The organism is Vibrio sp. 03_296, from assembly GCF_002265885.1.
In genome coordinates this window covers 1-26,637 of sequence record NZ_NPKW01000143.1, presented here as the reverse complement: position 1 = coordinate 26,637, position 26,637 = coordinate 1, and the positions used below count along the sequence as shown (strand labels likewise).

Annotated in this window: 23 protein-coding genes and 1 pseudogene; 15 read left to right on the top strand and 9 right to left on the bottom strand. The window is 50.1% G+C overall.

The window, feature by feature from the left end:
• Window positions 1–51 precede the first annotated feature (51 nt).
• The 12 genes from CIK04_RS18935 to CIK04_RS18880 all read left to right on the top strand — a co-directional run bounded on the left by CIK04_RS18935 (window position 52) and on the right by CIK04_RS18880 (window position 13,147).
• On the top strand, window positions 52–816 hold the full coding sequence (locus CIK04_RS18935; RefSeq protein WP_097353375.1) for a DUF3450 domain-containing protein: 765 nt from the start codon (window positions 52–54) through the stop codon (window positions 814–816).
• A gap of 2 nt (window positions 817–818) precedes the next feature.
• Window positions 819–2,180 (top strand): MotA/TolQ/ExbB proton channel family protein, encoded by a 1,362-nt coding sequence (locus CIK04_RS18930; RefSeq protein ID WP_097353374.1) that lies wholly within the window; start codon window positions 819–821, stop codon window positions 2,178–2,180.
• 9 nt (window positions 2,181–2,189) lie between these two features.
• Window positions 2,190–2,717, top strand: a complete 528-nt coding sequence (locus CIK04_RS18925; RefSeq protein WP_017420482.1) for a MotA/TolQ/ExbB proton channel family protein — start codon at window positions 2,190–2,192, stop codon at window positions 2,715–2,717.
• An 81-nt stretch (window positions 2,718–2,798) separates the two neighbouring features.
• On the top strand, window positions 2,799–3,206 hold the full coding sequence (locus CIK04_RS18920) for a biopolymer transporter ExbD (protein ID WP_011078915.1): 408 nt from the start codon (window positions 2,799–2,801) through the stop codon (window positions 3,204–3,206).
• A gap of 4 nt (window positions 3,207–3,210) precedes the next feature.
• A complete protein-coding gene (locus CIK04_RS18915; RefSeq protein ID WP_011149230.1) occupies window positions 3,211–3,843 on the top strand; it encodes an energy transducer TonB in 633 nt (210 codons plus the stop codon).
• A gap of 13 nt (window positions 3,844–3,856) precedes the next feature.
• Window positions 3,857–5,071: a hypothetical protein gene (locus tag CIK04_RS18910; protein WP_170861607.1), complete on the top strand. Its 1,215-nt coding sequence runs from the start codon at window positions 3,857–3,859 to the stop codon at window positions 5,069–5,071.
• Window positions 5,072–5,356: 285 nt separating this feature from the next.
• On the top strand, window positions 5,357–5,980 hold the full coding sequence (gene gmk, locus CIK04_RS18905; protein ID WP_011078918.1) for a guanylate kinase: 624 nt from the start codon (window positions 5,357–5,359) through the stop codon (window positions 5,978–5,980).
• A gap of 127 nt (window positions 5,981–6,107) precedes the next feature.
• A complete protein-coding gene (rpoZ, locus tag CIK04_RS18900; RefSeq protein ID WP_017420484.1) occupies window positions 6,108–6,380 on the top strand; it encodes a DNA-directed RNA polymerase subunit omega in 273 nt (90 codons plus the stop codon).
• Window positions 6,381–6,414: 34 nt separating this feature from the next.
• Entirely contained in the window at window positions 6,415–8,535 is a 2,121-nt protein-coding gene (gene spoT / locus CIK04_RS18895) for a bifunctional GTP diphosphokinase/guanosine-3',5'-bis pyrophosphate 3'-pyrophosphohydrolase (protein ID WP_038941675.1), read from the top strand.
• A gap of 87 nt (window positions 8,536–8,622) precedes the next feature.
• A complete protein-coding gene (gene trmH / locus CIK04_RS18890; RefSeq protein WP_038969587.1) occupies window positions 8,623–9,309 on the top strand; it encodes a tRNA (guanosine(18)-2'-O)-methyltransferase TrmH in 687 nt (228 codons plus the stop codon).
• Window positions 9,310–9,403: 94 nt separating this feature from the next.
• A complete protein-coding gene (gene recG / locus CIK04_RS18885) occupies window positions 9,404–11,485 on the top strand; it encodes an ATP-dependent DNA helicase RecG (RefSeq protein ID WP_039541380.1) in 2,082 nt (693 codons plus the stop codon).
• 255 nt (window positions 11,486–11,740) lie between these two features.
• Window positions 11,741–13,147 carry a uracil-xanthine permease family protein gene (locus CIK04_RS18880; protein WP_097353373.1) on the top strand — a complete coding sequence of 469 codons (1,407 nt, stop codon included), beginning with the start codon at window positions 11,741–11,743 and terminating at the stop codon, window positions 13,145–13,147.
• Window positions 13,148–13,224: 77 nt separating this feature from the next.
• On the opposite strand, the gene envZ is transcribed toward CIK04_RS18880, so the two are convergent.
• From envZ to CIK04_RS18850, 6 genes are all read right to left on the bottom strand, one after another.
• The gene (gene envZ, locus CIK04_RS18875; RefSeq protein ID WP_097353372.1) at window positions 13,225–14,523 is read right to left on the bottom strand and encodes a two-component system sensor histidine kinase EnvZ; all 1,299 of its coding nucleotides are present in this window, start codon (window positions 14,521–14,523) and stop codon (window positions 13,225–13,227) included.
• 92 nt (window positions 14,524–14,615) lie between these two features.
• Entirely contained in the window at window positions 14,616–15,335 is a 720-nt protein-coding gene (gene ompR / locus CIK04_RS18870) for a two-component system response regulator OmpR (RefSeq protein ID WP_011078925.1), read from the bottom strand.
• A 210-nt stretch (window positions 15,336–15,545) separates the two neighbouring features.
• Entirely contained in the window at window positions 15,546–17,153 is a 1,608-nt protein-coding gene (locus CIK04_RS18865; RefSeq protein WP_097353371.1) for a glycoside hydrolase family 3 N-terminal domain-containing protein, read from the bottom strand.
• A gap of 26 nt (window positions 17,154–17,179) precedes the next feature.
• On the bottom strand, window positions 17,180–18,157 hold the full coding sequence (locus CIK04_RS18860; protein WP_039451380.1) for an ABC transporter permease: 978 nt from the start codon (window positions 18,155–18,157) through the stop codon (window positions 17,180–17,182).
• 14 nt (window positions 18,158–18,171) lie between these two features.
• Window positions 18,172–19,653, bottom strand: coding sequence for a sugar ABC transporter ATP-binding protein (locus tag CIK04_RS18855; RefSeq protein ID WP_080525919.1), 1,482 nt, complete (start codon window positions 19,651–19,653; stop codon window positions 18,172–18,174).
• Between the two features lie 63 nt (window positions 19,654–19,716).
• Window positions 19,717–20,793, bottom strand: a complete 1,077-nt coding sequence (locus CIK04_RS18850; RefSeq protein WP_039451373.1) for a substrate-binding domain-containing protein — start codon at window positions 20,791–20,793, stop codon at window positions 19,717–19,719.
• A 313-nt stretch (window positions 20,794–21,106) separates the two neighbouring features.
• Between CIK04_RS18850 and CIK04_RS18845 the strand changes: the two genes are divergently transcribed.
• A complete protein-coding gene (locus CIK04_RS18845) occupies window positions 21,107–21,853 on the top strand; it encodes a response regulator transcription factor (protein ID WP_097353370.1) in 747 nt (248 codons plus the stop codon).
• A 65-nt stretch (window positions 21,854–21,918) separates the two neighbouring features.
• A complete protein-coding gene (locus tag CIK04_RS18840) occupies window positions 21,919–22,305 on the top strand; it encodes a MerR family transcriptional regulator (protein WP_097353369.1) in 387 nt (128 codons plus the stop codon).
• Here CIK04_RS18840 and CIK04_RS18835 read toward each other — a convergent pair.
• Together CIK04_RS18835 and greB are read right to left on the bottom strand one after the other, a co-directional pair.
• Complete coding sequence (locus CIK04_RS18835) at window positions 22,302–23,078, bottom strand: SDR family oxidoreductase (RefSeq protein WP_097353368.1); 777 nt, start codon at window positions 23,076–23,078, stop codon at window positions 22,302–22,304. The two genes, CIK04_RS18840 and CIK04_RS18835, sit on opposite strands and share 4 nt — an antisense overlap.
• Window positions 23,079–23,188: 110 nt before the next feature.
• A complete protein-coding gene (gene greB, locus CIK04_RS18830; protein ID WP_011078926.1) occupies window positions 23,189–23,671 on the bottom strand; it encodes a transcription elongation factor GreB in 483 nt (160 codons plus the stop codon).
• Between the two features lie 235 nt (window positions 23,672–23,906).
• Here greB and CIK04_RS18825 point away from each other — a divergent pair, with 235 nt between their 5' ends.
• Window positions 23,907–26,231, top strand: coding sequence for a Tex family protein (locus CIK04_RS18825; RefSeq protein WP_097353367.1), 2,325 nt, complete (start codon window positions 23,907–23,909; stop codon window positions 26,229–26,231).
• Between the two features lie 186 nt (window positions 26,232–26,417).
• Here the strand turns inward: CIK04_RS18825 and CIK04_RS35610 are convergent.
• Window positions 26,418–26,637, bottom strand: a pseudogene (locus CIK04_RS35610) (hypothetical protein); the annotation flags it as partial.

The following is a 26,637-nucleotide window of genomic DNA, read 5'->3' as shown; positions in this document are numbered from 1 at the left end:
GAAATGCCCGCGCCCTTTTCGACTGACAAAAACACTGACAAGGATGCAACCATGACGTTAAAGAAATTTGGCGTGAGTGCACTCACCGCAGCGATGCTGAACCTAACAGGCAGCGCGTTAGCCGCAGACGCAGGAAGCGTGATTTCCACTCAGGCAGGCACGAATAAAGCCGCTCAAGCCTCTCAAAACAAAATCGATGGCTACGCGGATAGCACCGACACCATGCTCGCCGAATACAAGGCCATTATGCGCCAAGTAGACAGCATGAAAGTCTACAACGAGCAGATCAATCGCATGGTGCAATCGCAGCAAGGCGAACTGGATTCATTAGATCGCCAAATCGCGCAGATTGACCAAACCGCGATGGAAGTCGTACCACTGACTTTAAAAATGATTGATGCGCTCGACGAAATCGTCACGCTCGATCTGCCATTCCAAACCAAAGAACGCAACAAACGAATCAACGAACTACGCGAGCTGATGGATCGCGCAGACGTCACCACCTCGGAAAAATTCCGCAAAGTGATGGAAGCGTACCAAATCGAAGAAGGCTTCTCTCGTTCTATCGAATCTTACAAAGCCAGCTTAGATCGCAATGGTGAAGTGGTGACTTACGACTTCCTACGCATCGGTCGTACCGCGTTGCTCTACCAATCTCCAGACGGTGTTGAAACCGGTATGTGGAACCAGCAAACCCGCCAATGGGAAGCGCTGCCTGAAAGCTACCGTATTGACGTACAGCAAGGGATTCGTATCGCGAAGAAACAAGCGCCACCGGCTCTGATCAAATTGCCAGTGTTTGCTGGGGAGGAATAATCATGAAAGGATTCAAAACCATCGCAGCCGCACTACTGGCTAGCCTGTTTATGGTCTCAGGCGCGCAAGCGGAAGCACCAAAGTCACTCAACGAACTGCTCAAAAACGTCAAATCGGAAAGTATCGTTGAGTCAAAAGAAAACAAAGCGCGTGAGCAAGAATTTCTTGCCGACCGCAATAAACAAGCAGAGCTGCTCAAGCAGGCGAAAGCCCAACTCAAAGCCGAGACAGCGCTGGGTGAGCAACTGAAAGCCACCTTTGACGACAACGACAAAAAGCTGACCGAACTGACCGAAACATTGCGCCAACGTTCAGGCACTTTGGGCGAAATGTTTGGTGTGGTTCGTCAGTATGCTGGGGAGTTCAAAGGCCTATTCAACGCCTCACAGAACGCAGTTCAGTTCCCACAACGTGATGCTTTGCTCACCAAACTGGCCGAGAGCAAAGAACTGCCTTCCACCGAAGAACTGGAGTCGTTCTGGCACACCGTGCTGCAACAGATCATTGTTTCAGGGGAAACCTCAACCACACCCGCTACCGTGGTTTACGGCGAAGGTAAAGAAGCCGTACGTGACGTCACCTTAGTGGGTGAATTTAACGCCATCGCTGATGGTAAATACGTTACCTACGTACCTCAAACCGGCAAGTTCGAAGAGTTGTCTCGTCAACCTCGTGCCAATATCACACGTCACGTAGCGGAGTTTGAATCCACCTCTTCAAGCTATGAGCCGCTATTTATTGACCCTTCTCGCGGCGTCATTTTGTCGCTACTGGTACAAAGCCCGACCGTAAAAGAGCGCATCGACCAAGGTGGTATCGTGGGTTACGTGATTCTCGCTATGGGTGCATTAGGCGCATTGATTGCCCTATTCTGTTACCTACGCTTACTGGTGATCGGCGGCAAAATGCGTAAGCAAGCCAAATCCGATGCGGTGATTGAAGGCAACCCTCTGGGTGAAGTGATTCAAGCGTATCAAGATCACAAAGGCGACAACTTGGAAGATCTAGAAGCGAAACTGGATGAAATCATTCTACGCAACGCGCCTAAGATCGAGCGATTCATTGTCTCCATTAAACTGTTTGCTTCCGTTGCACCACTACTGGGCCTTTTGGGTACGGTAATGGGGATGATCGGTACCTTCCAAGCGATCACTCTCTTTGGTACTGGCGACCCGAAACTGATGGCTGGCGGTATCTCTGAAGCGCTGGTGACCACCATGCTTGGTCTGGTTGTGGCAATCCCACTGCTGTTCTTCTACACCTTAGTGCACAGTAAAGGCCGTCGTTTAGTGCAAACCCTTGAAGAGCAAAGCGCAGGCTTTATTGCTCGCTACCAGGAAAAACTGCACACAGCCGAACGCTAAGGAGGCGCTATGTGGTGGTTAATTGAAGAGTTAGAGTCCATCAGACGATTCCTTGGCATGGGTGGCGACGTACTGGTCGCGATCTTTGTCCTCAGCTTCATGCTGTGGGTCGTACTGTTGGAACGCTGGTTCTACTTTATTGCCGTCGCTCCTCGTGCCATGAAGCAAGCCGTTGCCACTTGGACTGAGCGCTCGGAACACACCAGCTGGAACGCCAAAATGATCAGGCAGGAGATCATCTCCCGTCAGGATATCGAGAATAAAAAGGGGTTACCGATCGTCAAAGTGTTGATCGCCCTCTGTCCACTGCTTGGCCTTTTAGGCACCGTGGTGGGCATGATTCAAGTATTCGATATTTTGGCCATCGTCGGAACAGGAAGCCCTCGCGCCATGGCGTCAGGGATCTCAAAGGCAACCATTCCAACACTTGCAGGAATGGTGGCATCGCTATCAGGGTTGTTCTTTAGCACCCGACTGGATCACTTAGCGAAAGTCACCACTCGTAAACTGGAAGATAAGTTGAAGCATATTGCCTAATACCAATTACAGAGCGATCGCCTTTTCTCTCTATCGCTCTGGCTGATTTGGTATCAATAAATGGAATTAGAGGTATAGGTCATGAAAAGACGCTATAGCAGTGACAGTAATGATGAAATGGCCATTGATATGACCCCGATGCTCGACATCGTTTTCATCATGTTGATCTTCTTTATTGTAACAACGTCATTTGTAAAAGAAGCGGGTATCGATGTGAATCGCCCTAGTGCCAACTCGGCACAAACCGTCGCCAAAGGTAACATCATGGTCGCGGTTGGCGCGGCGGGCGATGTCTGGATCGATAAGCGACGCGTCGAAGTCGATGCGGTCCGAGCCAACGTTGAACGCCTGCGTGCAGAAAGCCCAGATGGTGCAGTGGTCATCCAAGCGGATGAAGAAGCGAATGCTGGTGTGGTTGTAAAAGTGATGGACCAGATACGCATGGCTGGTGTAGCCAATATCTCCATCGCCGCGACCAACAAGGATTAAGCTTATGCGTTATCTGGCCTCAATTGCACTGGCGCTCGTTGTCTCCCTCGGATTGTTCTGGGGGATGGACAAGCTGGTAAATAAAGAGCGCCACGAACTGGCATCGAACGATGATCTGCGCATGGTGGATTTCATTCGAGTCAAACCCGAAGAAAAAGTACAGGAGAAAAAACGCGAGCTACCCAAACCGCCACCACCGAAACGTCCACCACCACCGCCGGAGATGAAGATCACCTCCACAGTAAAACCGGTGATGGAACAGATCCCAATGGACATGCCTAAGCTGGATCTGCCCGTCAACATTACTGGTGGTTCCGTTCTTGGTCATTATTCCCAAGGTGGCGGGGCGCAAGTCGCCGGCACTGGTGGGCCGATGCCATTGGCGACTTTCCAGCCGCAAATGCCGCGTAAAGCCGCCAAGGCGGGATTGGAAAAAGGCTTGGTTGTTCTCGAGTTCACCGTCAACGAGCGTGGCGGGGTGGAAGACATCAAAGTTCTCAAAGAGGAACCTCGCCGCATGGATTTGGGTAAAGAAGCACGGAAAACCGTGTCTAAGTGGACCTTTAAACCCAAGATGGTCGATGGCAAACCTGTCAGCTCTCGCATGGCTCAGGAAATTGAGTTCTCGGTAAACTAAGGAGTCAAACATGATGAAATCATTCAAAAATGTCCTGGCTTCCCTCACCTTGATTGCTGGTGTGATACTCACACCAGCGCAAGCGAAAGAAGCTCCGGAACTGTCTGACCGTACCTTCCGTACTGTGAATAAGGTGCAGGAACTGATCGCAACAGAGAAATACTCTGCGGCATTGGAAAAGCTCTCTGACGCGCTGGAAGGCACCACCAAAAAATATGATCGCGCGGTACTGCTGCAACAAACGGGCTTTTTGTATTCCCTCAAAGAAGATTACAAAAATGCGGCAAAATACTTCGCAGAGTCGTTAAAACTGGAGGCTTTGCCTGTTCCTGTGGCTCAGCAAGTGCGTTATAGCTTGGCCCAATTGTACCTTTCTGAAGAAAAGTACAAACAGTCGGTAGAGACGATGAAAACCTGGTTTGAAATCGCCAAAACCACCGATGAAAAGCCTCAAGCCCATGCGTACATCACCCTAGCCAGTGCCTACGTTCAGATGGATGATTACAAAAACGCGATTGCGCCTACCAAGCAAGCCATCGCAATGAGTAAGAATCCAAGTGAATCCTGGTATCTGCTGTTGATGGCATCGCACTACGAGCTCAAGCAATTGAAAGAGGTGGTGGGCGTTTTACAAATACTCACCACAAAATACCCAGAGAAAAAACGGTATTGGATGCAGTTGTCGGGAACCTATATGGAACTCAACCAAGAGCGCAATGCCCTTTCCGCACTCGAAATGGCTTACAAAATGGGGCTACTCGATGAAGAGAAAGAGTTTCTTCGCTTGGTGAATTTCTTAGCGTACCAAAACATTCCATACCGAGCGGCGAAAACGCTGCAAACAGAGCTGGATAACGGCAATATCACGCGAAATCAGGACAATTTAGAGCGTTTAGCCAGTTTTTGGCAACAAGCAAAAGAACTGGATAAAGCGATCGACACTTATCAACAAGCGTATGCTTTGGCCCCTAGTGCCAAAAGCCAAATTCGCATCGCGCGTTTGATGCTTCAAGATAAGCAGTTTGATAAAGCCACTGAGTTTACTGGCACGCCAGCGGCCGATGCCAAATTAGATCAAAAAGCAGAGTTGGAATACGTTCGTGGCCTTGCTTACTTTGAACTGAAAGATTCTCAGCGTGCGTTACGCTCAATGCAAAGTGCTGCTCAGTCAGAAAAAATGCGCCAAGTGGTTAGCCCTTGGATCACATATCTGGCGGGTCAAGGATAACCAAACGTCTGAATTGTTAGTAATTCTGGCATCTGGTTAAGTGTGAGTCAGTCGCACGTGTCTGGGGAAGCTTGTCTTCCCCTTTTTTCGTCTACACCACTGGCAAATCGCGTTCATTTTGGAGACAACTTCAACTGGCAACCACCCTCAGTTCGTGATACTCTTCGCCTCCATTTTTCTGGCCGAAAAGTCATCAACTGGTGAACTTTCGCTGGTCAGTGCTATCTTTTAGTAGCAGATATTCCCTATCCGCTCTCAATCCAAACCAAACGTGGACTAAAACAGATGGGCAAAGGTACTCTTTACATCGTCTCTGCTCCAAGCGGTGCAGGCAAATCCAGCTTAATCTCCGCGATGCTGGAGAAAAACCCGACTTACGCAATGAAAGTGTCGGTCTCTCACACCACACGTGGCATGCGCCCAGGTGAACAAGATGGCGTGCACTACCACTTTGTCGAGAAAGAGCATTTTGAAGATCTGATTACCAAAGGTGAGTTTCTGGAATACGCAGAAGTGTTTGGTAACTACTACGGCACCTCACGTGTTTGGATTGAAAACACCCTAGATAAAGGCATTGATGTTTTTCTCGATATCGATTGGCAAGGCGCTCGTCAAATTCGTGAGCAAATGCCACACGCCAAGAGCATCTTTATCTTACCACCATCTAATGGTGAACTTGAGCGTCGTCTTAATACGCGCGGTCAAGACAGCGAAGCGGTGATCGCCAAGCGCATGGCAGAAGCGAAATCCGAAATCTCGCACTACAACGAATACGATTACGTGATCATCAATGATGATTTCGATACTGCTTTAATGGACTTTAAGGCCATTATCCGAGCAGAAAGATTGAAGCAAGACAAACAAGCTGCTAAATATAGCGGTATGCTTGACGCGCTTTTAGCGGAATAAGACCCCAGAAAGCATTCTGTGGCACTAATAATACAACTCAAGGTACCTCAAGCTAGACACTGAGAACTGAGAGCCTGTATACTTTCTCGTCATTCAAAAAAATTTAGTTAACTAATTTGGAGTTCTCATGGCACGCGTAACTGTTCAAGACGCTGTTGAAAAAGTTGGCAACCGTTTCGACTTGGTTCTGATTGCGGCTCGCCGCGCTCGTCAAATGCAAACTGGCGGCAAAGATTCATTAGTGCCGGAAGAGAATGATAAGCCAACTGTTATCGCACTTCGCGAAATTGAAGAAGGCCTTATCACTAAAGATGTACTTGATGCACGTGAGCGTCAAGAGCAACAAGAACAAGAAGCAGCTGAGTTAGCGGCCGTTAGCAGCATCGCTCGCAACCGTTAATACGCCTTAAAACACAACATCCCGGGCCCATAATTTGTATCTATTCGATAGCCTCAAAGACGTTGCCCAAGAATACCTTACAGAGCCTCAACTTGAGGCTCTGCGTCAATCTTATGTGGTAGCGCGAGATGCCCACGAAGGGCAAACCCGCTCAAGCGGCGAACCGTATATCATCCACCCAGTCGCAGTAGCGCGCATTCTGGCCGACATGCGCTTGGATGTTGAAACTCTACAAGCAGCTTTACTCCATGATGTCATTGAAGATTGTGACGTCAGCAAAGAAGATCTCGAAGCACAATTTGGCCACACGGTGGCAGAGTTAGTCGATGGGGTTTCCAAGCTAGATAAACTCAAGTTTCGCGATCGCAAAGAAGCACAAGCGGAAAACTTCCGCAAAATGGTGCTGGCGATGGTGCAAGATATTCGCGTTATCCTGATCAAATTGGCCGACCGTACTCATAACATGCGTACCTTGGGCGCACTTCGCCCAGACAAAAAACGCCGAATTGCCCGCGAAACACTCGAAATCTATTCACCTTTGGCTCATCGCCTTGGTATCCACAATATTAAAACCGAATTGGAAGAGCTCGGCTTTGAAGCCCTCTACCCCAATCGCTACCGCGTGTTAAAAGAAGTCGTTCGATCTGCACGTGGTAACCGCAAAGAGATGATCCAACGTATCCACAGTGAAATTGAAGGCCGCTTGCAAGAAGTGGGTTTGAAAGCTCGCGTAGTCGGTCGTGAAAAGAATCTTTTTTCCATCTACAACAAGATGAAAACCAAAGAGCAACGTTTTCACACCATCATGGATATTTACGCGTTTCGTGTCGTGGTCGATACCGCCGACACCTGCTATCGCGTACTCGGCCAGGTACACAGCTTATACAAGCCTCGCCCTGGTCGTATGAAAGATTACATAGCGGTCCCTAAAGCCAACGGCTACCAATCGCTGCATACCTCGATGGTCGGCCCTCATGGCGTTCCGGTCGAAGTGCAAATCCGCACCGAAGACATGGACCAAATGGCGGACAAAGGGGTCGCGGCACATTGGTCTTATAAGGGTAATGGCGAACGCACTGGCACCACAGCGCAAGTGAAGGCGCAGCGCTGGATGCAAAGTTTGCTGGAACTTCAGCAGAGCGCAGGTAACTCCTTCGAATTCATCGAGAACGTTAAGTCGGATCTCTTCCCGGATGAGATTTACGTCTTCACACCGAAAGGCCGCATTGTTGAACTGCCTGTCGGGGCGACGGCGGTGGATTTTGCCTATGCCGTGCATACCGATGTCGGTAATACCTGTGTTGGTGCACGTGTCGATCGCAATCCATACCCGCTGAGCAAAGCGCTGAAAAATGGTCAAACTATTGAAATCATCAGTGCCCCAGGCGCCCGTCCTAACGCAGCTTGGCTCAACTATGTGGTGACTTCTCGTGCACGTACTAAGATTCGCCAAGTGCTGAAAACCATGCGTCGTGAAGAGTCGATTACCCTCGGTCGCCGCTTGTTGAATCATGCGCTCGGTGAGCACTCACTTGCCGACATCAGCCCAGAAAATCTCAACCATGTCTTGAGCGATCTCAAAATCCAATCTTTGGATGATCTGCTTGCAGCCATCGGTTTGGGTGAGCGTATGAGCATCGTGATTGCGCGTCGTTTATTAGGCGATGCAGACGAGCTCACGGAACTGCGTTCAAACGACAGCAAAACCAAGAAGAAGCTGCCAATTCGTGGCTCAGAAGGGTTACTGCTCACGTTTGCCAACTGTTGTCATCCGATCCCAGATGATCACATCATTGCCCATGTGTCACCGGGCAGAGGCTTGGTGGTTCACCGTGAGACCTGTCCAAACGTACGTGGCTACCAACGCGAACCCGATAAGTACATGGCGGTGGCATGGTCAGACGATTACGATCAAGAGTTCATCGCGGAACTTAAAGTCGACATGCTCAACCATCAAGGTGCTTTGGCAGAGCTGACTAACGTGATTTCCAAAACGGGTTCAAACATCCATGGCCTGTCGACTGAAGAGCGTGATGGCCGTTTGTATACCGTAACGGTGCTACTGACCACCAAAGATCGTGTGCATCTTGCAGGCATCATGAAGAAGATTCGCGTCATGCCATCTTGTTCACGCGTGCGTCGTCGCAAGAACTGATCACCGCATTCGATCGCTTTTCATCGCCCTTGAAATCAAGGTTTCAAGGGCTTTTTATTTTTATCAGAAAGCCAAATTCAAAATGTTATGAATGAAGAACGTTATCAGAGAATCCAACAAGTTTTAAAAGCACGTCAAACCGATCTCACCTTGTGCCTTGAAGAAGTGCATAAACCCAATAATGTGTCAGCGATGATCCGCACTGCCGATGCCACGGGATTGCACAAAGTGCATGCCGTGTGGCCCACCGAGCGAATGAAGACCTTGAAGAACACCTCTGCTGGTGCAAGAAACTGGGTGGAAGTGGATACGCATGACTCCATCGCAGACGCCGTGAGCGCCTTAAAAGCACAAGGCATGCAAGTGTTGGTGACCAACCTCTCTGATAGCGCCGTCGATTTTCGCCAAATCGATTACACCCAACCGACCGCGATCATTTTGGGCAGCGAAAAGATTGGCGTTTCGGAGCAAGCCAAAGCGCTGGCCGATCAAGACATCATTATTCCTATGGTGGGCATGGTGCAATCTCTCAACGTTTCGGTCGCGTGCGCGGTGATTCTGTATGAAGCGCAGCGCCAACGTGAAGCCGCGGGTATGTACCAAAACGACGAAAGCTCGATTGATGCCGAAACCATCAACCGCATTTTGTTTGAACGCGGCCACCCGGTGCTGGCCAAGGTCGCCAAGCGCAAAGGACTTGCTTACCCACCACTGGATGATGCCGGACAAATTGTTGCGGATCCTGACTGGTGGGCAGACATGCAAAAGAAATAGTCGTTTTCTAGTTTTCTAGAGCCTATTTTTCCTGTACAAAAACACAGCTTAATGGTTAACATAACGCTATGTTTATCATTGTCTTGAGGCCAATATGTCTGCCCAACTGTTATCTGCTGTCCCCCTCACGTCCCTCAGCGGCGTCGGTGCTAAGGTGGCTGAAAAGCTGGAGAAAATTGGCCTAAGCAGCGTGCAAGATCTGCTGTTTCACTTGCCACTTCGTTACGAAGACCGTACCCGCATCTACCCGATAGCCAAATTGCATGCTGGATTGTGGGCCGCTGTGCAGGGTAATGTGATGCAAGTGGATACCTTGTTTGGTAAACGCAAGATGTTAACGGTAAAACTCAGCGACGGGAATGGCACCATCACGCTGCGTTTTTTCAACTTTACCGCGGCAATGAAAAACAATTTTGCCGAAGGTAAGTTAGTACACGCTTACGGCGAAATTAAGCGCGGCAATATGGGGCTGGAGATCGTTCACCCAGACTACAAGTTTTTCGCCCCAACGCAGAAGCCCGATGTGGAACAGAGCTTAACGCCTGTTTATCCTACCACCGATGGCTTAAGGCAAATCACGCTGCGTAACCTCACAGACCAAGCCCTCGCCCTGCTCGATAAAGCCGCGGTTCAAGAGTTACTGCCTGCCGGGTTGTATGACCAACAACTGACCATGGGACAAGCGCTGCACATTATCCATCGTCCTTCGCCGGAGATGAATCTGGAACTGTTCGATGAAGGAAAGCACCCAGCCCAAATCCGCTTAATTATGGAAGAGTTGTTGGCTCAGAACTTATCCATGCTCGCCGTGCGCAGCAAAGGTCAGCAAGATGTCGCGTTGCCACTGCCCCCTGTCCACCAGCTTAAACAACAGCTGTTAGCCCAGCTGCCTTTTTCACCGACCAATGCCCAAGCGCGGGTGGTGCAAGAGATTGAAGAAGATTTGCAAAAAGCGCATCCGATGATGCGTTTGGTGCAAGGGGATGTCGGTTCGGGCAAAACCTTAGTGGCGGCATTGGCGGCGGTACGCGCTATCGAACATGGCTACCAAGTGGCGCTGATGGCGCCCACCGAACTGCTGGCCGAGCAGCACGCGATCAACTTCGCTAATTGGTTTGAAAAAATGGGCATCCCCGTTGGCTGGCTAGCAGGCAAGCTCAAAGGCAAGACCAAAGAAGCCGAGTTAGCCCGCATTGCCAGTGGCGAAGCGAAAATGGTGGTTGGGACGCATGCGCTGTTCCAAGAACACGTGGTGTTTGACCATCTTGCGCTTGTGATCATTGATGAACAACATCGCTTTGGCGTACATCAACGCTTGGAGCTGCGTGAAAAAGGCGCCAAACAAGGTGCTTACCCACACCAACTGATCATGACCGCCACTCCGATCCCTCGCACATTGGCCATGACCGCCTATGCCGATTTGGAAACGTCAGTAATCGACGAGTTACCGCCGGGGCGAACCCCGATCCAAACCGTCGCGATTCCCGATACCAAACGCGAGGACATTGTCGAGCGCATTCGTCATGCCTGCCTCAATGAGGGCAAGCAGGCGTATTGGGTCTGTACCTTGATTGATGAATCGGAAGTATTGGAAGCCCAAGCGGCTGCCGACACTGCCGAAGAGCTGCAACGTAAATTGCCTGATGTGCGCATTGGTTTGGTGCATGGCCGAATGAAACCGGCTGAAAAACAAGCGGTAATGCAAGCGTTCAAAAACAATGAATTACATCTTTTGGTCGCCACCACAGTGATCGAAGTCGGTGTCGATGTGCCCAACGCCAGCTTGATGATCATCGAAAACCCTGAGCGCTTGGGTCTCGCACAATTGCATCAGTTGCGCGGTCGCGTCGGTCGAGGCTCAGTTGCAAGCCACTGCGTATTGCTCTATCACGCTCCGCTGTCCAAAACAGCGCAAAAGCGCCTCTCGGTGCTGCGCGAAAGTAACGATGGTTTCGTCATTGCCCAACGCGATCTTGAAATCCGCGGGCCGGGTGAGCTGCTCGGCACCAAACAAACCGGATTGGCGGATTTCAAAATTGCCGATCTCGTCCGCGATCAGCGCCTGATCCCCGAAGTTCAGCGCGCCGCACGCTACATTCACCACAATTACCCACAAAATGCCGCCGCGATTATTGAACGCTGGTTGGGCGAACGTGATATTTATTCTAAGGCGTGATCCACGCCTTTCATTGACCATTCTCTCTTCGCTCCCTGTCGAATCAATCATCCTGTTTAGTCAACATAAAATAGCAAACGATTGCTTTTTAGAATAATCGCCCTATAATGCCGCACAAATTGTGAGGATGACTTTTCTCACCTTTCCAACCAGAGCGGATTTCTGAGTAACAGCAATCACAGATGATGACATCCGTTCACCTTGGCCTCCCATTCAGCGAGCGCTAAGTCTGCGTACAACAATTAGGAAAATACCATGACAACGCCGAACCCGACGCGTAAAACGGACCTGATCTATCCACTCAATGATCGTCCACCTTTGCCGCAAACTTTGTTTGCTGCCCTGCAGCACTTGCTGGCGATGTTTGTCGCTGTGATCACCCCATCTTTGATTATTTGCCAAGCACTTGGCGTGTCTGCCGAGCAAACCAACACCATCATCAGCATGTCGCTGTTTGCTTCGGGCATTTCTTCCTTTATTCAAATCCGTACTTTTGGTCCGATTGGTTCTGGGCTTCTGTCCGTACAAGGCACCAGTTTTAACTTCTTAGGTCCGATTATCGGTGCTGGTTTGGCGCTGAAGGCTGGCGGCGCCAGCGTTGAGAGCATGATGGCGGCGATTTTTGGCACCATTTTAGTTGCCTCGTTTGCAGAGATTCTCCTTTCGCGCGTGTTGGAATACGCGCGTCGCATCATTACTCCATTGGTTTCTGGCATCGTTGTGACCTTAATTGGTTTGACCCTGATTCAAGTCGGTTTGGTATCGATGGGCGGCGGCTACGCAGCACTGGGCGATGGCACCTTTGGCAGCCTCGATAAGTTGGCGCTGGCGGGAACCGTACTGGGCCTGATTGTGTTACTCAATCGCGCCAAGAACCCTTACGTACGCGTGGCGTCGATTGTGATTGCCATGTTGGTGGGCTATGTCATGGCCTACTTCATGGGCATGGTAGATACTCGCCAAGCCAGCAGCAGTAGCGCACTGGTTGCCTTGCCAATCCCGATGCAGTTTGGTCTGAGTTTCGACTGGTCGCTGTTTATTCCACTGGTCCTGATTTTCCTCATCACCGCGCTGGAAGCGATTGGTGATATTACCGCCACCTCGGAAGTGTCTGGCGAACCAGTCAAAGGCCCGGTGTACATGAAACGCATTAAAGGCGGCGTATTGGCCGACGGTCTTAACTCGGCAATCGCGGCCGTGTTCAATAGTTTTCCGAACTCCACTTTCAGCCAAAACAACGGCGTGATCTTGCTAACGGGTGTGGCAAGCCGCTACGTCGGTTACTTCATCGCCGGCATGTTGGTATTGCTTGGGCTGTTCCCTGGCGTGGCTAGTTTTGTTCAGTTGATTCCGGAACCGGTTTTAGGCGGTGCAACCATCGTAATGTTCGGCACCATCGCTGCTGCAGGTGTGCGCATCATTTCTCGTGTTGACCTCGATCGCCGTGCCATTCTCATCATGGCACTGTCGTTCTCGATGGGTTTAGGCATTGCGCAGAAACCGGAGATTTTGCAGTTTATGCCTGAATTCATTAAGAGCATTTTTTCTTCCGGCGTTGCTGCTGGCGGTATTACCGCAATTGTGCTCAACCTTCTTCTGCCTGAAAAGCTTCAGGACGAAGAAGAGGAAAAAGCGCACGAGCCTGCAATGGCAAAGCGTTAATCTGCACAAAGAAAAAGGGTTGCCGACGGAGGCAACCCTTTTTTAACCCAACTAACCCTTCCAAAATACGGTTACAACTAACGTTCGCCAGTCGGAAAGCTCAGCTGTACTTTGAGCCCACCTTCACTGCGGTTGTTCACCACCACCGAGCCGTGATGCTGGCTGACAATACGTTTGACAATAGCCAGCCCTAAGCCGGTTCCTTCGCTACCTCTAGCCGTATCGCCACGGGTAAAAGGTTCAAACAGCTTCGCCACTTGCGATTTTTCAATCCCTGGGCCGTTATCTTCCACACACACCCACACCAACTTGCGATCAGCCGTCATCCCCGTGCTGATTTTCACCCATCCATTACCATAACGCAGCGCATTGACCACTAAGTTGCTCACAGCACGCTTAATCGCAATCGGGCTGCCAAAAGCGGGGCGAATCGAAGGCTGGAAGGCGGTCTCAATCTGCACTTCATAGCCCCCTTCTGAGCTCGCTATATCCCCAGAAATCCCGTTGATATCGACCTCGGTGAAACTTTGGGTATTCACCGGTTTGAGATAGTCCATAAATTGGCTGATGATTTCATTGCACTCTTCAGTATCACTGATGATCCCTTCCGCTAAGTAGCTGTCTTCTGGCGACATCATCTCAGTGGCAAGGCGAATTCGTGTTAACGGCGTTCTTAAATCGTGGCTAATGCCCGCCATCAACAACGCACGGTCAGCTTCCAACTCTTGAATGCCGCGAGACATCTGATTGAATGCTCGCGTCACCGCACGGATCTCTGTGGCCCCTTTTTCTGGCAACGGCGGTGGGATCTCCCCTCGCCCCACCTCCTTGGCCGCTTTCTCCAGCGCGATCAAAGGGCGATTTTGCAAACGGATAAACAGCCAACCACCAGCGACGATCAGCAGCGCCACAATCAAACTATTGCGAAACAGTGGAGCGAAATCTTCTTCTTGCAGTTCAGAGAGCGGAATGCGGATCAGTGAGCCTGGAAGCTCGTCAATTTTCATCCACAAAATGTAGCTTTCACTGCCCAACAGCAGACGCACTTCGGTTGGCGAACCAAGCTCATGAGTCATCTCTTCACTCATCAGATCGATGGTCATTGCATGGTCAAACTCTTTGGCTTGCTCACTGTCGGCCGCGTGCACCGTCACGCCAAGTTGCTCCAGAACCTGCCGACGCAACGGCGCATCCGCCATCAGCGCACTATCATCATCGAGCACCAAATTCAGCTCATGGGCGAGGATTTTGTTGAACTGCTGCAAACTCGGCAATAGCGCGTAGTTGAACACCGCGTAATAGGAGAACACCTGACTGGCGAGCAGCAACGTAATGAAGATAAAGATCGATTGGGTAAAGGAACTACGAAAACGCATCAAAGACCTCGGCAGCTAGGTAGAGTACGAAGGTAGAATAAACAACAATCCCTGGTCAAAGCCAGGGATTGGAGAAGAATCATCATGTCAGATTAAGCTGGTTTGCCATCAGGAACAAACACATAACCTAAGCCCCATACAGTTTGGATGTAGCGAGGTTTGCTTGGGTCCTCTTCCAACATGCGACGCAGGCGAGAAATTTGCACGTCAATGGAACGTTCCATCGCGGAGTATTCACGTCCACGCGCCATGTTCATCAACTTGTCGCGCGACATCGGTTCACGCGCATTGGTCACTAGCGATTTCAGTACCGCAAATTCACCCGAGGTGAGTGGCATCGGCTCATCACCGCGGAACATTTCACGCGTGCCCAAGTTCAAACGAAACTCACCAAACTCGACAATTTTCTCTTCCGCACTTGGCGCACCAGGCAGCTCGATCGTTTGACGACGCAACACCGCTTTAATACGCGCAAGTAACTCACGTGGGTTGAACGGTTTTGGCAGGTAGTCATCCGCGCCCACTTCTAAACCAACGATGCGGTCAACTTCATCGCCTTTGGCCGTTAGCATCAGGATAGGCAACATGTTGTTGGCATTACGCAGACGACGACAGATCGAAAGACCATCTTCACCAGGAAGCATTAAATCCAGTACCATTAAGTGGAAGTTTTCACGGGTCAATAGGCGATCCATCTGCTCTCCATTGGCGACACTGCGCACTTGGAAACCTTGCTCTGATAGATAACGCTCCAACAACGCACGCAAGCGAGCATCATCATCAACCACTAAAATTTTAAAATTCTCTTGCATGTGTCCGTCCACCTATTTCATAAGCTTCCACCAAATTTGGTTCGGTAAAATGTAACACCAATCATCCGAATGTGGCGCAAAGAATTGTTAATCTTTATTACTTTTTAGCGGATGCACTACCCACTTGCAACGTCATACGTCACTAATCGTTAAGATAAAACAAACCCGCACAAGGCGGGTTTTCGTTTTTTTGTTTTCTAAATGTCATTGCTAGCCTACTCGTTCCACCGCGCAACCTCGAGCAGGCGCTGTGTACCCAGTTAACACACGAGCGGCGGCAACGGCACTTTCTGGCCGTGGGGAATGCGAGCATAAATAATGCTTCACATGTGGGTATTGCAGTAAGTCGTAAGGACTTCGTAACGCAAGGACGATGAGGTTAGGGAAATCCTGACTGAGCTGCTGTACCTTGGCTTGCGCTTCAACTTGCTCAAAGTCCTCTCCGGGCAATGGGTGATTCTCGGTCACTACAATGAGGTAACCATCACGACATGCATCCAATTGCTCTTCTTGGATCAATTGCCAATTGGCGTTTTGTTCCGTTAAAGCCTGACACAGCGCGCTGAACGCGGGCAATGCTTGGTTGGGGCCAATACCACGCGGATTCATTAAGTTGTGGTAACTTGTCGCTGGTGTGGCATTGAGCAAATAGAGTTTCTGACCGCTAAGCTCAAGACCACCGCGAACCCAAGTCACTGCGCCCTGAGATACGTCTGCTGCGACTTGTTGGTTCTCGGTAAGAGAAAGATCTTGGTACAACGCCATCGGTACCAGTTTCTCCAGTTTTAGGCGTACGACTTTCTCCAAGGCTTGATCGATCACTGATTCCGCCAAATCCCCCAGCTCAACGGCATCGATCACACCATGGATCATCGCCAGTTGTTTGTCTAAATAGGCATCAGAGTGGTCATAATGTTCCTCAGAAAGCATAATCATGGTGATGCCCGCCTGCATGGCTTTGACGGCTGCATCGACAGGCGCGTAATGATTGACAATAGCCCCCATATTCATGCTGTCGGAAATAATCACCCCTTCAAATCCCATATCTTGGCGCAGTACTTGTTGCAATATCGTCGCTGAGAGTGTTGCAGGGGCATGAGCGTCCAACTGTGGGTAGAGAATATGGCTGGTCATGACCAGATCAACGCCCGCATCCACGGCGGCTTGGAAAGGTGCTAAGTCGTTAAGTTTCAGATCGTCGTAGGATTTATCAACGCGTGGAATATCGCGGTGAGTGTCGCCATGGGTATCACCGTGGCCTGGGAAATGTTTTGCACACGCGGTGATCCCTCCAGTATGCAGACCACGAACTGCTGCTGCTGAGTGAAGTGCGACTTTCTCTGGCTGATCACCAAACGAACGAGTATCGATGATCGGCGAAGCTGGGTTTAAGTTCACATCGCAGCATGGGCCAAGAATGCAGTTAAAACCGGCACTGCGCATCTCTTCGGCAAACACTTGATACATACGTTCCGTGCCCACGGCTTGGTCCGCCACGCCTAGCGCCAAATTGCCGGGCCCCGTGGTCGATTCTCCAACCAACACGCCCCATGCCCCTTCTTGATCGACACCGAGCAATAACGGTAGACGCTGATGAGCATCAAGTAAGCACTGTAACGCTTGATTGAGCTGTTGAGCTTCGGCAAAGGTCTCTGCGTTATCTTGACTCAAGTAACAGCCACCGAGATTGTATTCCGCAATCATCCGCTGTGCGGCCTGAGCCGATTTGCCGGGAAAGGCCAAAATAAACAGTTGTCCGACTTTCTCTTTCAAGCTCCATTGGGCGATCTGATTTGCGATCTGTTGTTGGCTTACCATTGTTTGTTCTCCTTAAATTTACACCGCTATTTTTTGCGCAACTGTTTGATCTGTCCCATGGTGAACGTCACCGCCACAATCACGATGATTCCGCGTAAAATAAGTTGCTGATCAACGTTTAAGCCCATCAAAATCAGACCGTTATTCACCATTCCCATAATCAACGCGCCAATCACCGAGCCAATCACTGTACCTTTTCCACCAAACAAACTGGTTCCGCCGATGATCACGGCGGCAATCACCAGCATCAGATCGCTCTCACCTAAGGTATAACGTGCACTGTACAAACGTCCCGAGTATAAAATGCCAGCCAAGGCAGCAAGGAAACCATTGAGCATCAAAACGTAGAGTTTGATGCGATTGACGTTAATTCCTGAGTACATGGCAGAGACCTTATTTCCACCGGTTGCCAGAACGTGTTTGCCAAACGTGGTGTTGCGCAGCACAAAGGCGCCAATCACCGTGACGACCAATGTCCAGATGAAGAGAACGGAGAAGGGGCCAATGTCACCAGAACCGAAAATAAACGCGTAGGTGTCATTATCAATTGGAATGGATTGCAAAGAGGTAGACCAACGTGCCACCCCAGTAATGATGCCTGTCGTCCCTAAGGTAACGAGGAACGAAGGTATTCCAACCTGAGTGACGAAAATACCGTTGATGAAGCCAATCATGGTGCCAACCAAAAGCGCTGCCGAAACCGCCATCAAAATGCTGTCCGTTTCTTGCAAAGTTAGCGCTGAGACGATCGCAGACAAGGCCACCGTCGCACCAAACGAAAGGTCAATTTCAGCCGCACTGAGCACAAACGTCATACCCACGGCCATAATGGCGATGGTGGCTGTCTGACGTGCGATGTTCATCAAGTTCATCGAGGTCAAGAACCCCTTATCGTGCAACATCACGGAAAAGAAGATGAAGATGCCGACAAACACAAAATAGATAATATAGTCACGCCACTGGATGGTGCGTTCTTTTGGCGCTGGGATGGTTTTTTCATTCATAACTCATTTCCTTATTACTGGACCGCTGCCAGCAACTCCTCTTCTGACATTCGTTGTCCCTGAATCTGTTTGACGATTCGACCTTTGTTGACCACGTAGATCACATCGCAAAAGCTGCCAACTTCGGCATATTCACTGGAGACAAAAATCACCCCGTTGCCTTGCTCCACATACTGATTGACGATTTTCATGATTTCATATTTGGCATTGATATCGATGCCAAATGTTGGGTCATCGAGCAACAGCACTTTGGCTTGGGTCGAGAGACATTTACCAATCACCACTTTTTGCTGATTTCCTCCAGAGAGGTAGCGGACGGCTTGGGACGCTCCAGAAGTTTTTACTCCGAGACGGCGAATCGCCGCATCGACAATGCCTTGCCCTTCATTTTTATCAATGACCAAGGAGTGAGAAATACGATCAAAAGAGGCCATCAGCAGGTTATCAAACACGGAGAAATCCAGTACTAACCCTTGTGAGCGGCGCTCTTCGGGCACCATATTGATGCCATTTTCAATCGCATCCCGCGGTGAACGGATGTGTACTGGTTTGCCCTCAACCAAGACTTCCCCTTTGGTGAGTGGCGTTAAACCATAGATGGCTTGCAAGATTTCAGTGCGACCACTGCCCAGTAAACCGGCTAAGCCCACCACTTGTCCTGGCATCACTTTGAGCGAAATCGCATCAAGCTGATCGGTCGTCACCTCTCTGAGTTCAAGCAACGGCACTTTCTGCGTATCAACCACAGGGCGAAGCCAATCCATTTGGGTATCACTTTTATTGCCTAACATCGCCTCAACCAGCGCATCGACTGACGTTTGTGACGTCGCGGTTTCCAGCACACTGTAGCCATCACGTAGCACCGTCACTGCATCGCAAATGCGCAGGATGTCGGCCAAATAGTGCGTGATGTAGATGATGCTGATACCACTCGCCTTAAGTTTTTCGATCACACGAAATAGCTCGTTGATTTCATTGTTGGAGAGTGACGCCGTCGGCTCATCTAACACTAATATTTTGGCATCCAATGCCAGCGCCTTGGCTATTTCCACCAGCTGCTGCTCACCCAAGCTCAAGGTTTCAACAAGCTGGCTAGGGTCAATCTCCACGCCCAGCAACTCCAGCAGTGGCCTCGCTTGACGCTCGCGGGCACGGTTGGAAATCAAGCTGCGCTTTGCGGTCGGATGGTTCAGAAAAATATTGTCAGCGATACTTAATGTCGGTACGAGGCTGAGATCCTGATAAACCATCGCAATTCCAGCGGCTTGTGCCGCCTTCGGTGACGAGAAGGTGACCTCTTTGCCAAACAAGCGAATTTCACCGCCATCACGAGCATGGAAACCATTGATCAGCTTCACCAACGTGGATTTCCCGGCGCCGTTTTGCCCCACTAGCGCATGAACTTCCCCTTGCTTTAAGGTGAAATCGACGCCTTTCAACACCGGAGTACCATCAAACCCTTTTTTTAAACCACGGGCTTCAATTGCATTACTCACACACTCTCTCCCTGTTTGAATCAGGTTCAACCTGCCAGCAGGCTGGCAGGCCTGTGATTATTTCTATTTCAGTGCTTTTTGCACCGCTTCAGGCGCAGGGCGACGCAGCGCTTGCTGCCACGCTTCCAACAAGTTATCGCGGGTCACCGCGCTGGCACCAACGGTCACAAAAGGAGGGGTTGGCTGATCCAGTTTCGCCAAGGCTCCCATGCGTGCCAGTGTTTGCCCCAAGTCATAAGGCAAATCCGTCACAATGCCTGCCACGTTGCGCTGTTTGGCCATGTCTAAAGCATTGGCCGCGCCCAAATCCATGGTGATCACTTTGATGTCTTTACGCCCCGCAGCACGAGTAGCGGCTACTACCCCTTCCGCAATGCTGTCCCATGGCGCATAAATCGCTTTAATGTCAGGATATTGAGTAATCATGGCTGACGCGATCACTTCACCATCGTTGGCATTGGCAATACCGCGTTTTGCGACCACTTCGATGTTTGGATAGCGTTGTTGCAAGTTGGCTAACGCTGCTTGATCACGCTGGTTGGTGACGTAGTAGTTGGCTTCGTGATAGATAAAGCCGACTTTGCCTTTTTCCTCTACGGCATCGGCGATGAGATCAGCGGCGATTTTGCCCATCTGAGATAAATCATCCGTCACAATACCGGCGTAATCTTTACCATGCTCAAAACCGCTTGGTAGGTTACTGATCAGCACAAGCTTACTGCCCTGCTCGACCGCTGGACGAAACGCCGCAGCCCCCGAAACCGGATCAACGACCAACGAAATGAGAATGTCAGGCTTCATAGCCATGGTGGTTTCAACGTCCGTTTTCTGTTTATTGGCATTGAACTCTGCATCCGTCACCGCAACCACTTTGATGTTCAAGTCAGCAAACTTGTCCTTTGCTCCTTCAATCAAGGCATTGGACCAATCCGATGTGCTATGCATCAAAATGGCGGCGGTATAACCTGCGGCGCGCACTTGATTTTTCTCCACCTCAGAAAGCTTCACTTGTGAATAAGGCGTCGCGCTTTCTCCATTAGGGCCTTTGGTTTCCGTGACCGCGAATGCCAAACTGCTCACGGCAAGCACAGCACTCATACTTACCGCACGACATAAACTGATTATTGCTTGTTTTTCCATTTCTCATCCAACCTTATGGGTATTAGGTAGGTATTAATTTAGGTATTTTATAGGTATTCATATGAGGTCGAGATCTCATCAATCACTTTTTACATTGTGATAACAATCGCAAAGATGACTAATAATTAAACAAAACGGTACATATTGCGCGGAATCATCGCACTGCAAGCGCAAAAGCGTAGAATGGCGTGGGTTAAATTTGAGATGCCTAATAGGTAAAAGATAGGTATATTGTCAGTTCAGTTCAATCAGCAGAGATATGTAACGGTTTATGCCCTCCTCAGACACAATCAAAAGTCGAATGACCAGCAATATGTATCAACAATTGCTCGCCCTGCATGACATTTATTTTGTGGCTTTTGATCACGAGGAAAAAGTCGTGGCAAGTAACTATCCTGTTGCCACATTATCGCTAAAGACCTTGGATGATTTGGTCTTTCTTGTTGGGCCGCAGTTCATTAGTCAAATCCGCGCTTTATTGAAAGGGCAAACCACCCAACTCAGTTTTGATATCGCTAACTTACATTTTTCCATGTGTCTATTGCAGGATACGAATGCTCAGCCACTTTACTGCTTGCAGATTGAATCGAAAGAAAAAGTCGCTATCGAGCCGAAACTCAGCGCCATCGAACAAGACTATCAAATCATTCATGAGCTAACGGAGTCCTTAAGCCTATTAAGCCAATCGGGGACAACACAACTGCCTAACGAGCTGCAACAAGAGATCCGTAACAAACACCTACCAGAAGTGGAACGTCGTTTATCACAGCTGCAAGATCCTAGCTTGAAGCTCTGCTTGGAAATCGTTAAGACCAATATGGAAAATCTGCTTCAAGAGGGCGGTGCGATCAACAGTCGCTTACTCGAAGTGCTGACACCGTCGGAGCTACAGGTGGCGGAGTTCATTCGCAGTGGCATGTCGAGCCAAGAGATTGCCAGCACGCTCAATGTTGCGAGAAAGACGGTGGAAAACCACCGCAACAGCCTACGCAACAAATTGGGCATCACCAATCGCGGCGTCAATCTGCGTAATTACTTATTAAGCTTGGAAAAACACTAACCGTCACTAGCGGATAAATGACCCCTCCCTGAAAAGGACGGTCGTCTCGAGCAACAGGAAAGAGCATGTATATTGGCGAGCTAGCAAAGAAATCTGGGAACAGTATCAAGGCTATCCGACATTACGAAGAGATTGGTCTGATCAAATCGCCACTACGCCAAGGCAAATACCGGCACTACGATGCCAGTTATTTGGATATTTTGGCGATGATTAAGTTGGCCAAAAGCTTAGGTTTCACCCTTGAAGAGCTCAAAATGATAGCCCAAGCCAAAACCCAGCAGGGCTTGATCCCAATGGATTTGCTACTTGAGCACATCAATGCAAAACGCACTAAACTGCTCGAGCAGCAGAACCAAATCGAACGGATGCTCAAAGGGCTTGGACAATTGGAGCAAAGTGTTTCCTTACACAACGCCTGCCTGCTCATGTCATTAGAAAACGCCGAAGTTTAAATATTCGCCATCGCGCGATGGTACAAGCTCAGCACCCAGTTTCTTGGCAATAAGCGATTGAGAAATACATAGAACTTGTTCTCCCACAGCGGAATTTCTCTCACTTGATGGTTGAAAAGTGCGTTCAGACCCAATTTCGCAATGGTGTGGGGATCCGCGCGATGTTTTTCCGCAAATGTTCCCTGCCCAAACCTTGCGGCATCTTGTCCATCAAAGTGAAAGAAACCCGTATTGGTGCGCCCAGGAGAGAGGCAAGTAATGTTCACTTTCTGCGCGCGCATTTCCTTAGCCAGAGACTCAGTAAAACTGGAGACATAGGCTTTGCTGGCAGCGTAAGCGGCCATGTAAGGTTGGGGTTGATACGCTGCGGTCGACGCGACATTGAGCATATGCCCTCCGCCTTGTTTGGTCATGCGATTAGCGAAATATCGACTTAACTTGGTGGTGGCGGAAATATTGAGCGCCAACATGTTATCAATCGCTTCTTCGGCAAGTGACAAATGCTCACCATGCAGCCCAAATCCTGCGTTATTAATCGCCACTTCAATAGGTTCTGGATAGCCTTCAAGCTGTTGGAGTAGATGAGCAAGTGGTTGTGAGTGTGACAAATCTGCTGCGATGGTGAGTTTGACATTGGGTAGTGTCTCAGCCAACTGATTCAGTCGCGTTTGGTTACGTCCGTGAAGAATCAATGCATAACCTTGCTGCGCCAAATGCTGCGCAAAAGCCAAACCGATACCCGATGTTGAACCACTGATGAATGCTGTTTTCATTTTCTGCCTCGATGATTTACTGGAGGCTTTATCCTAGAGTCTCCTGTAAAGGGGAGAGTCAAGCGCTAAACAACATTTTTTCCAAGATAAGTCGTCACTTCAACAAAACATCACTCCCCTTTATCGTATTCAATCGAATTGATGAACCACTCTTTGATGCCGCTTGGGGTTGGCACTTGCACTTCGTCATCCACTTCTTTTTTCAGCAGCGCGCGCGCCATCGGTGAATCAATCGAAATGTAACCTTTGGCATCACCGTATATCTCTTCAGGGCCGACGATGCGAAATTTCATCACTTCACCCGCTTCGTTTTCAATTTCCACCCACGCACCAAAGAAGACTTTGCCCTCTTGCTGCGGCGCGTAATCAACGATTTTGACTTCCGGTAAAAACTTACTCAGGAAACGTACACGTCGGTCAATTTGACGCAGCAAACGCTTGTTGTAGGTGTAATCGGCGTTTTCTGAGCGATCGCCGAGGCTCGCCGCCCACGACACTTTCTGCGTGATCTCAGGGCGATGCTCTTTCCATAGATAATCGAGCTCTTGCTTGAGCTTGTTGTACCCTTCGCGGGTAATCATTTTGGTTTTCACGAACTTTCCCTTAATGGCTCGAACGGAATCAGATGATGCAAAAAGTAACGAGTTTTGCTGCGCTTTGCCAGTCACCTGCGAAGATTTGACGCAATACTCTCAAAAGCGGCGGCAAAACGTGTTATTGATCACCAACATGAACGCAGGTCACTCAGCCACTCTCCCACAAGGGTAGAAACTGACGCGAACTGTCCCCATATTAGACCCACTAACGAAGAACAAAGAGATCCCACGGATGAGCCAAGCTATCTGTCGTCTGATTGCTCAAGAGCTGAATGTTCGCCCTGAGCAAATCACTGCTGCCGTTACCCTAATTGATGATGGCAACACCGTTCCTTTTATCGCCCGTTACCGTAAAGAGGTAACCGGTGGGCTTGATGATACCCAATTGCGCAACCTCGATAGCCGTTTGTCCTATCTGCGCGAGCTGGATGACCGTCGCCAAACCATTCTTAAGTCGATTCAAGAGCAAGGCAAACTCACCGCAGAGCTGGAAAGTGAAATCCTCACGGCCGATAGCAAAACGCGCCTTGAAGATCTGTACCTGCCTTATAAGCCAAAGCGCCGTACCAAAGGGCAAATCGCGATTGAAGCAGGCCTAGAGCCACTGGCCGATACACTTTGGAACCACCCACAAACCGAGCCTGAAAGTGAAGCGATCCGCTACATTAATGGCGAAAAAGGGGTGGAAGACAGCAAGGCCGCGCTCGATGGCGCACGTGCTATCCTTATGGAGCGCATTGCCGAAGACGCCAACTTGCTGGAGAAAATTCGCCAGTACCTCAATCGTCATGCTGAAATTGTGTCACGCGTGGTGGCGGGCAAAGAACAAGAAGGCGAGAAGTTCAAAGATTACTTTGAGCATAACGAAGCGATCAGCAAAGTGCCTTCTCACCGTGCTTTGGCGATGTTGCGCGGCCGAAACGAAGGCTTCCTCAGCCTGACGCTCAATGCCGATCCACAGCAAGAAGAAAGTGTGCGCCAATCCTATTGCGAAACCCTAATTGCCGATCACTATGGTGTGACGCTGAGCAGCGCCCCTGCAGACAACTGGCGCAAACAGGTCATCAGTTGGGCATGGCGCATCAAGGTTTCAATGCACATGGAAACCGAGTTGATGGCGGCAATGAAAGAGCGCGCGGAAATCGAAGCGATTGAAGTCTTCGCCACTAACCTCAAAGATCTGTTGATGGCTGCGCCTGCGGGCCCACGCGCAACGCTTGGCCTTGACCCTGGCCTGCGCACCGGTTGTAAAGTCGCGGTGGTGGACACCACCGGTAAAGTGCTGGCCACCGATACCATTTACCCACACGTGCCGCAGAACCAGTACGATCGCGCCATGCAAACGGTGGCCGCGTTGATCAAGCAACACAACGTCGATTTGATTGCGATTGGTAACGGCACTGCTTCACGCGAAACCGATGCCTTTGCTGCAGATTTGATTAAACGTGGCAATCTCAAAGTACAGAAAATCATGGTCAGCGAAGCAGGCGCTTCGGTCTACTCTGCCTCAGAACTGGCGGCCAAAGAGTTCCCGAATATGGACGTGTCACTGCGTGGCGCGGTGTCGATTGCTCGTCGCCTGCAAGACCCACTGGCCGAGCTGGTGAAAATCGATCCGAAATCAATCGGTGTGGGCCAATATCAGCACGACGTGAGCCAATCCATGCTGGCGAAACGCCTTGATGCGGTGGTGGAAGATTGTGTAAACGCGGTCGGTGTGGATGTCAACACCGCTTCTGCCGCGCTGCTGACCCGCGTGGCCGGTCTCTCGACCACGTTGGCGCAGAATATTGTCGATTTTCGTGATGAGAATGGCCGTTTCGACAGCCGTACCACATTGAAAAAAGTGCCACGTTTAGGGCCAAAAGCGTTTGAACAGTGTGCGGGCTTCCTACGTATTATGGATGGCAAAAACCCTCTCGATGCTTCTTCGGTTCACCCTGAAGCCTACCCTGTGGTCAAAGCGATTGCCGAGAAGAATCAAAAAGCGGTCAAAGCGTTGATTGGCGATTCGAGCTTCCTTAAAGGATTGCGCGCAGTGGATTACACCGACGAGCACTTTGGTGTGCCAACGGTGACCGACATCATCAAAGAGTTGGATAAACCGGGCCGTGACCCTCGTCCTGAATTCAAAACCGCCACCTTCGCCGAAGGCATTCATAATGTGTCCGATCTGGAAGTTGGGATGATTCTTGAAGGGGTGGTATCAAACGTGGCCAACTTTGGCGCTTTTGTTGACATCGGTGTTCACCAAGATGGCTTGGTGCACATTTCAGCGCTGACCGATCGCTTTGTTTCTGATCCGCGTGAAGTGGTTAAAGCGGGCGACATCGTCAAAGTCAAAGTGATGGAAGTGGATGTGCAACGTAAGCGTATCGCACTGTCGATGCGTCTCAATGATGAGCCGGGGCAAGACAATCGCAGCCAACGCTCCGCCGCACCACGTGGCCAGCAAGAGCGCCGCGCTCCATCGCCACGTCGCCAAGACAACGACAATACGCTTGGTGGTGCCATGGGCGGCGCATTCGCAGCCGCGTTTGCCAAAGCGAAAAAGTAACAACCTCATTATACCCAAATTGCTTGGAGTTGCAGGTAGGCGGCAAGTGAGTGAATCCCCATGAGCATAGATGAACTATGTAATTGGGGTGAACGAACGTCGCCAACACCGCTGCAGCTTCAAGCAAGAAGGGTATAGGTTACTGAACGAAATCGAGTAGGAGGAGGCCTCACGGCCTCCATCCTCTCACACCACCGTACAAGCGTGGGTCGCATACGGCGGTTCCGAATATATCTTTAGTGACTCATACCCATCTCTCAATGAGTACAGTCCCCTCTCCTCGAACCATTTGATTGGCATTGCGTGATTCACCTGGGGCGAGAGGGCTAAGTGCCACCACCCTTTATCTGACATCGCCAGCTTCCACGCATTTCGCTCTGTTACACCTTGTCGTTGTAACCATGTC

Bases quoted from the DNA above. Each gene is read 5' to 3' on its own strand.
- CIK04_RS18910 (WP_170861607.1), top strand. From the start codon at position 3,857: ATGAAATCATTCAAAAATGTCCTGGCTTCCCTCACCTTGATTGCTGGT.
- CIK04_RS18845 (WP_097353370.1), top strand. From the start codon at position 21,107: ATGTATCAACAATTGCTCGCCCTGCATGACATTTATTTTGTGGCTTTT.
- CIK04_RS18840 (WP_097353369.1), top strand. From the start codon at position 21,919: ATGTATATTGGCGAGCTAGCAAAGAAATCTGGGAACAGTATCAAGGCT.
- gmk (WP_011078918.1), top strand. From the start codon at position 5,357: ATGGGCAAAGGTACTCTTTACATCGTCTCTGCTCCAAGCGGTGCAGGC.
- CIK04_RS18880 (WP_097353373.1), top strand. From the start codon at position 11,741: ATGACAACGCCGAACCCGACGCGTAAAACGGACCTGATCTATCCACTC.
- trmH (WP_038969587.1), top strand. From the start codon at position 8,623: ATGAATGAAGAACGTTATCAGAGAATCCAACAAGTTTTAAAAGCACGT.
- rpoZ (WP_017420484.1), top strand. From the start codon at position 6,108: ATGGCACGCGTAACTGTTCAAGACGCTGTTGAAAAAGTTGGCAACCGT.
- CIK04_RS18930 (WP_097353374.1), top strand. From the start codon at position 819: ATGAAAGGATTCAAAACCATCGCAGCCGCACTACTGGCTAGCCTGTTT.
- ompR (WP_011078925.1), bottom strand. From the start codon at position 15,335: ATGCAAGAGAATTTTAAAATTTTAGTGGTTGATGATGATGCTCGCTTG.
- CIK04_RS18850 (WP_039451373.1), bottom strand. From the start codon at position 20,793: ATGGAAAAACAAGCAATAATCAGTTTATGTCGTGCGGTAAGTATGAGT.
- CIK04_RS18865 (WP_097353371.1), bottom strand. From the start codon at position 17,153: ATGGTAAGCCAACAACAGATCGCAAATCAGATCGCCCAATGGAGCTTG.
- CIK04_RS18925 (WP_017420482.1), top strand. From the start codon at position 2,190: ATGTGGTGGTTAATTGAAGAGTTAGAGTCCATCAGACGATTCCTTGGC.
- CIK04_RS18915 (WP_011149230.1), top strand. From the start codon at position 3,211: ATGCGTTATCTGGCCTCAATTGCACTGGCGCTCGTTGTCTCCCTCGGA.
- CIK04_RS18825 (WP_097353367.1), top strand. From the start codon at position 23,907: ATGAGCCAAGCTATCTGTCGTCTGATTGCTCAAGAGCTGAATGTTCGC.
- envZ (WP_097353372.1), bottom strand. From the start codon at position 14,523: ATGCGTTTTCGTAGTTCCTTTACCCAATCGATCTTTATCTTCATTACG.
- recG (WP_039541380.1), top strand. From the start codon at position 9,404: ATGTCTGCCCAACTGTTATCTGCTGTCCCCCTCACGTCCCTCAGCGGC.
- CIK04_RS18935 (WP_097353375.1), top strand. From the start codon at position 52: ATGACGTTAAAGAAATTTGGCGTGAGTGCACTCACCGCAGCGATGCTG.
- CIK04_RS18860 (WP_039451380.1), bottom strand. From the start codon at position 18,157: ATGAATGAAAAAACCATCCCAGCGCCAAAAGAACGCACCATCCAGTGG.
- CIK04_RS18835 (WP_097353368.1), bottom strand. From the start codon at position 23,078: ATGAAAACAGCATTCATCAGTGGTTCAACATCGGGTATCGGTTTGGCT.
- CIK04_RS18920 (WP_011078915.1), top strand. From the start codon at position 2,799: ATGAAAAGACGCTATAGCAGTGACAGTAATGATGAAATGGCCATTGAT.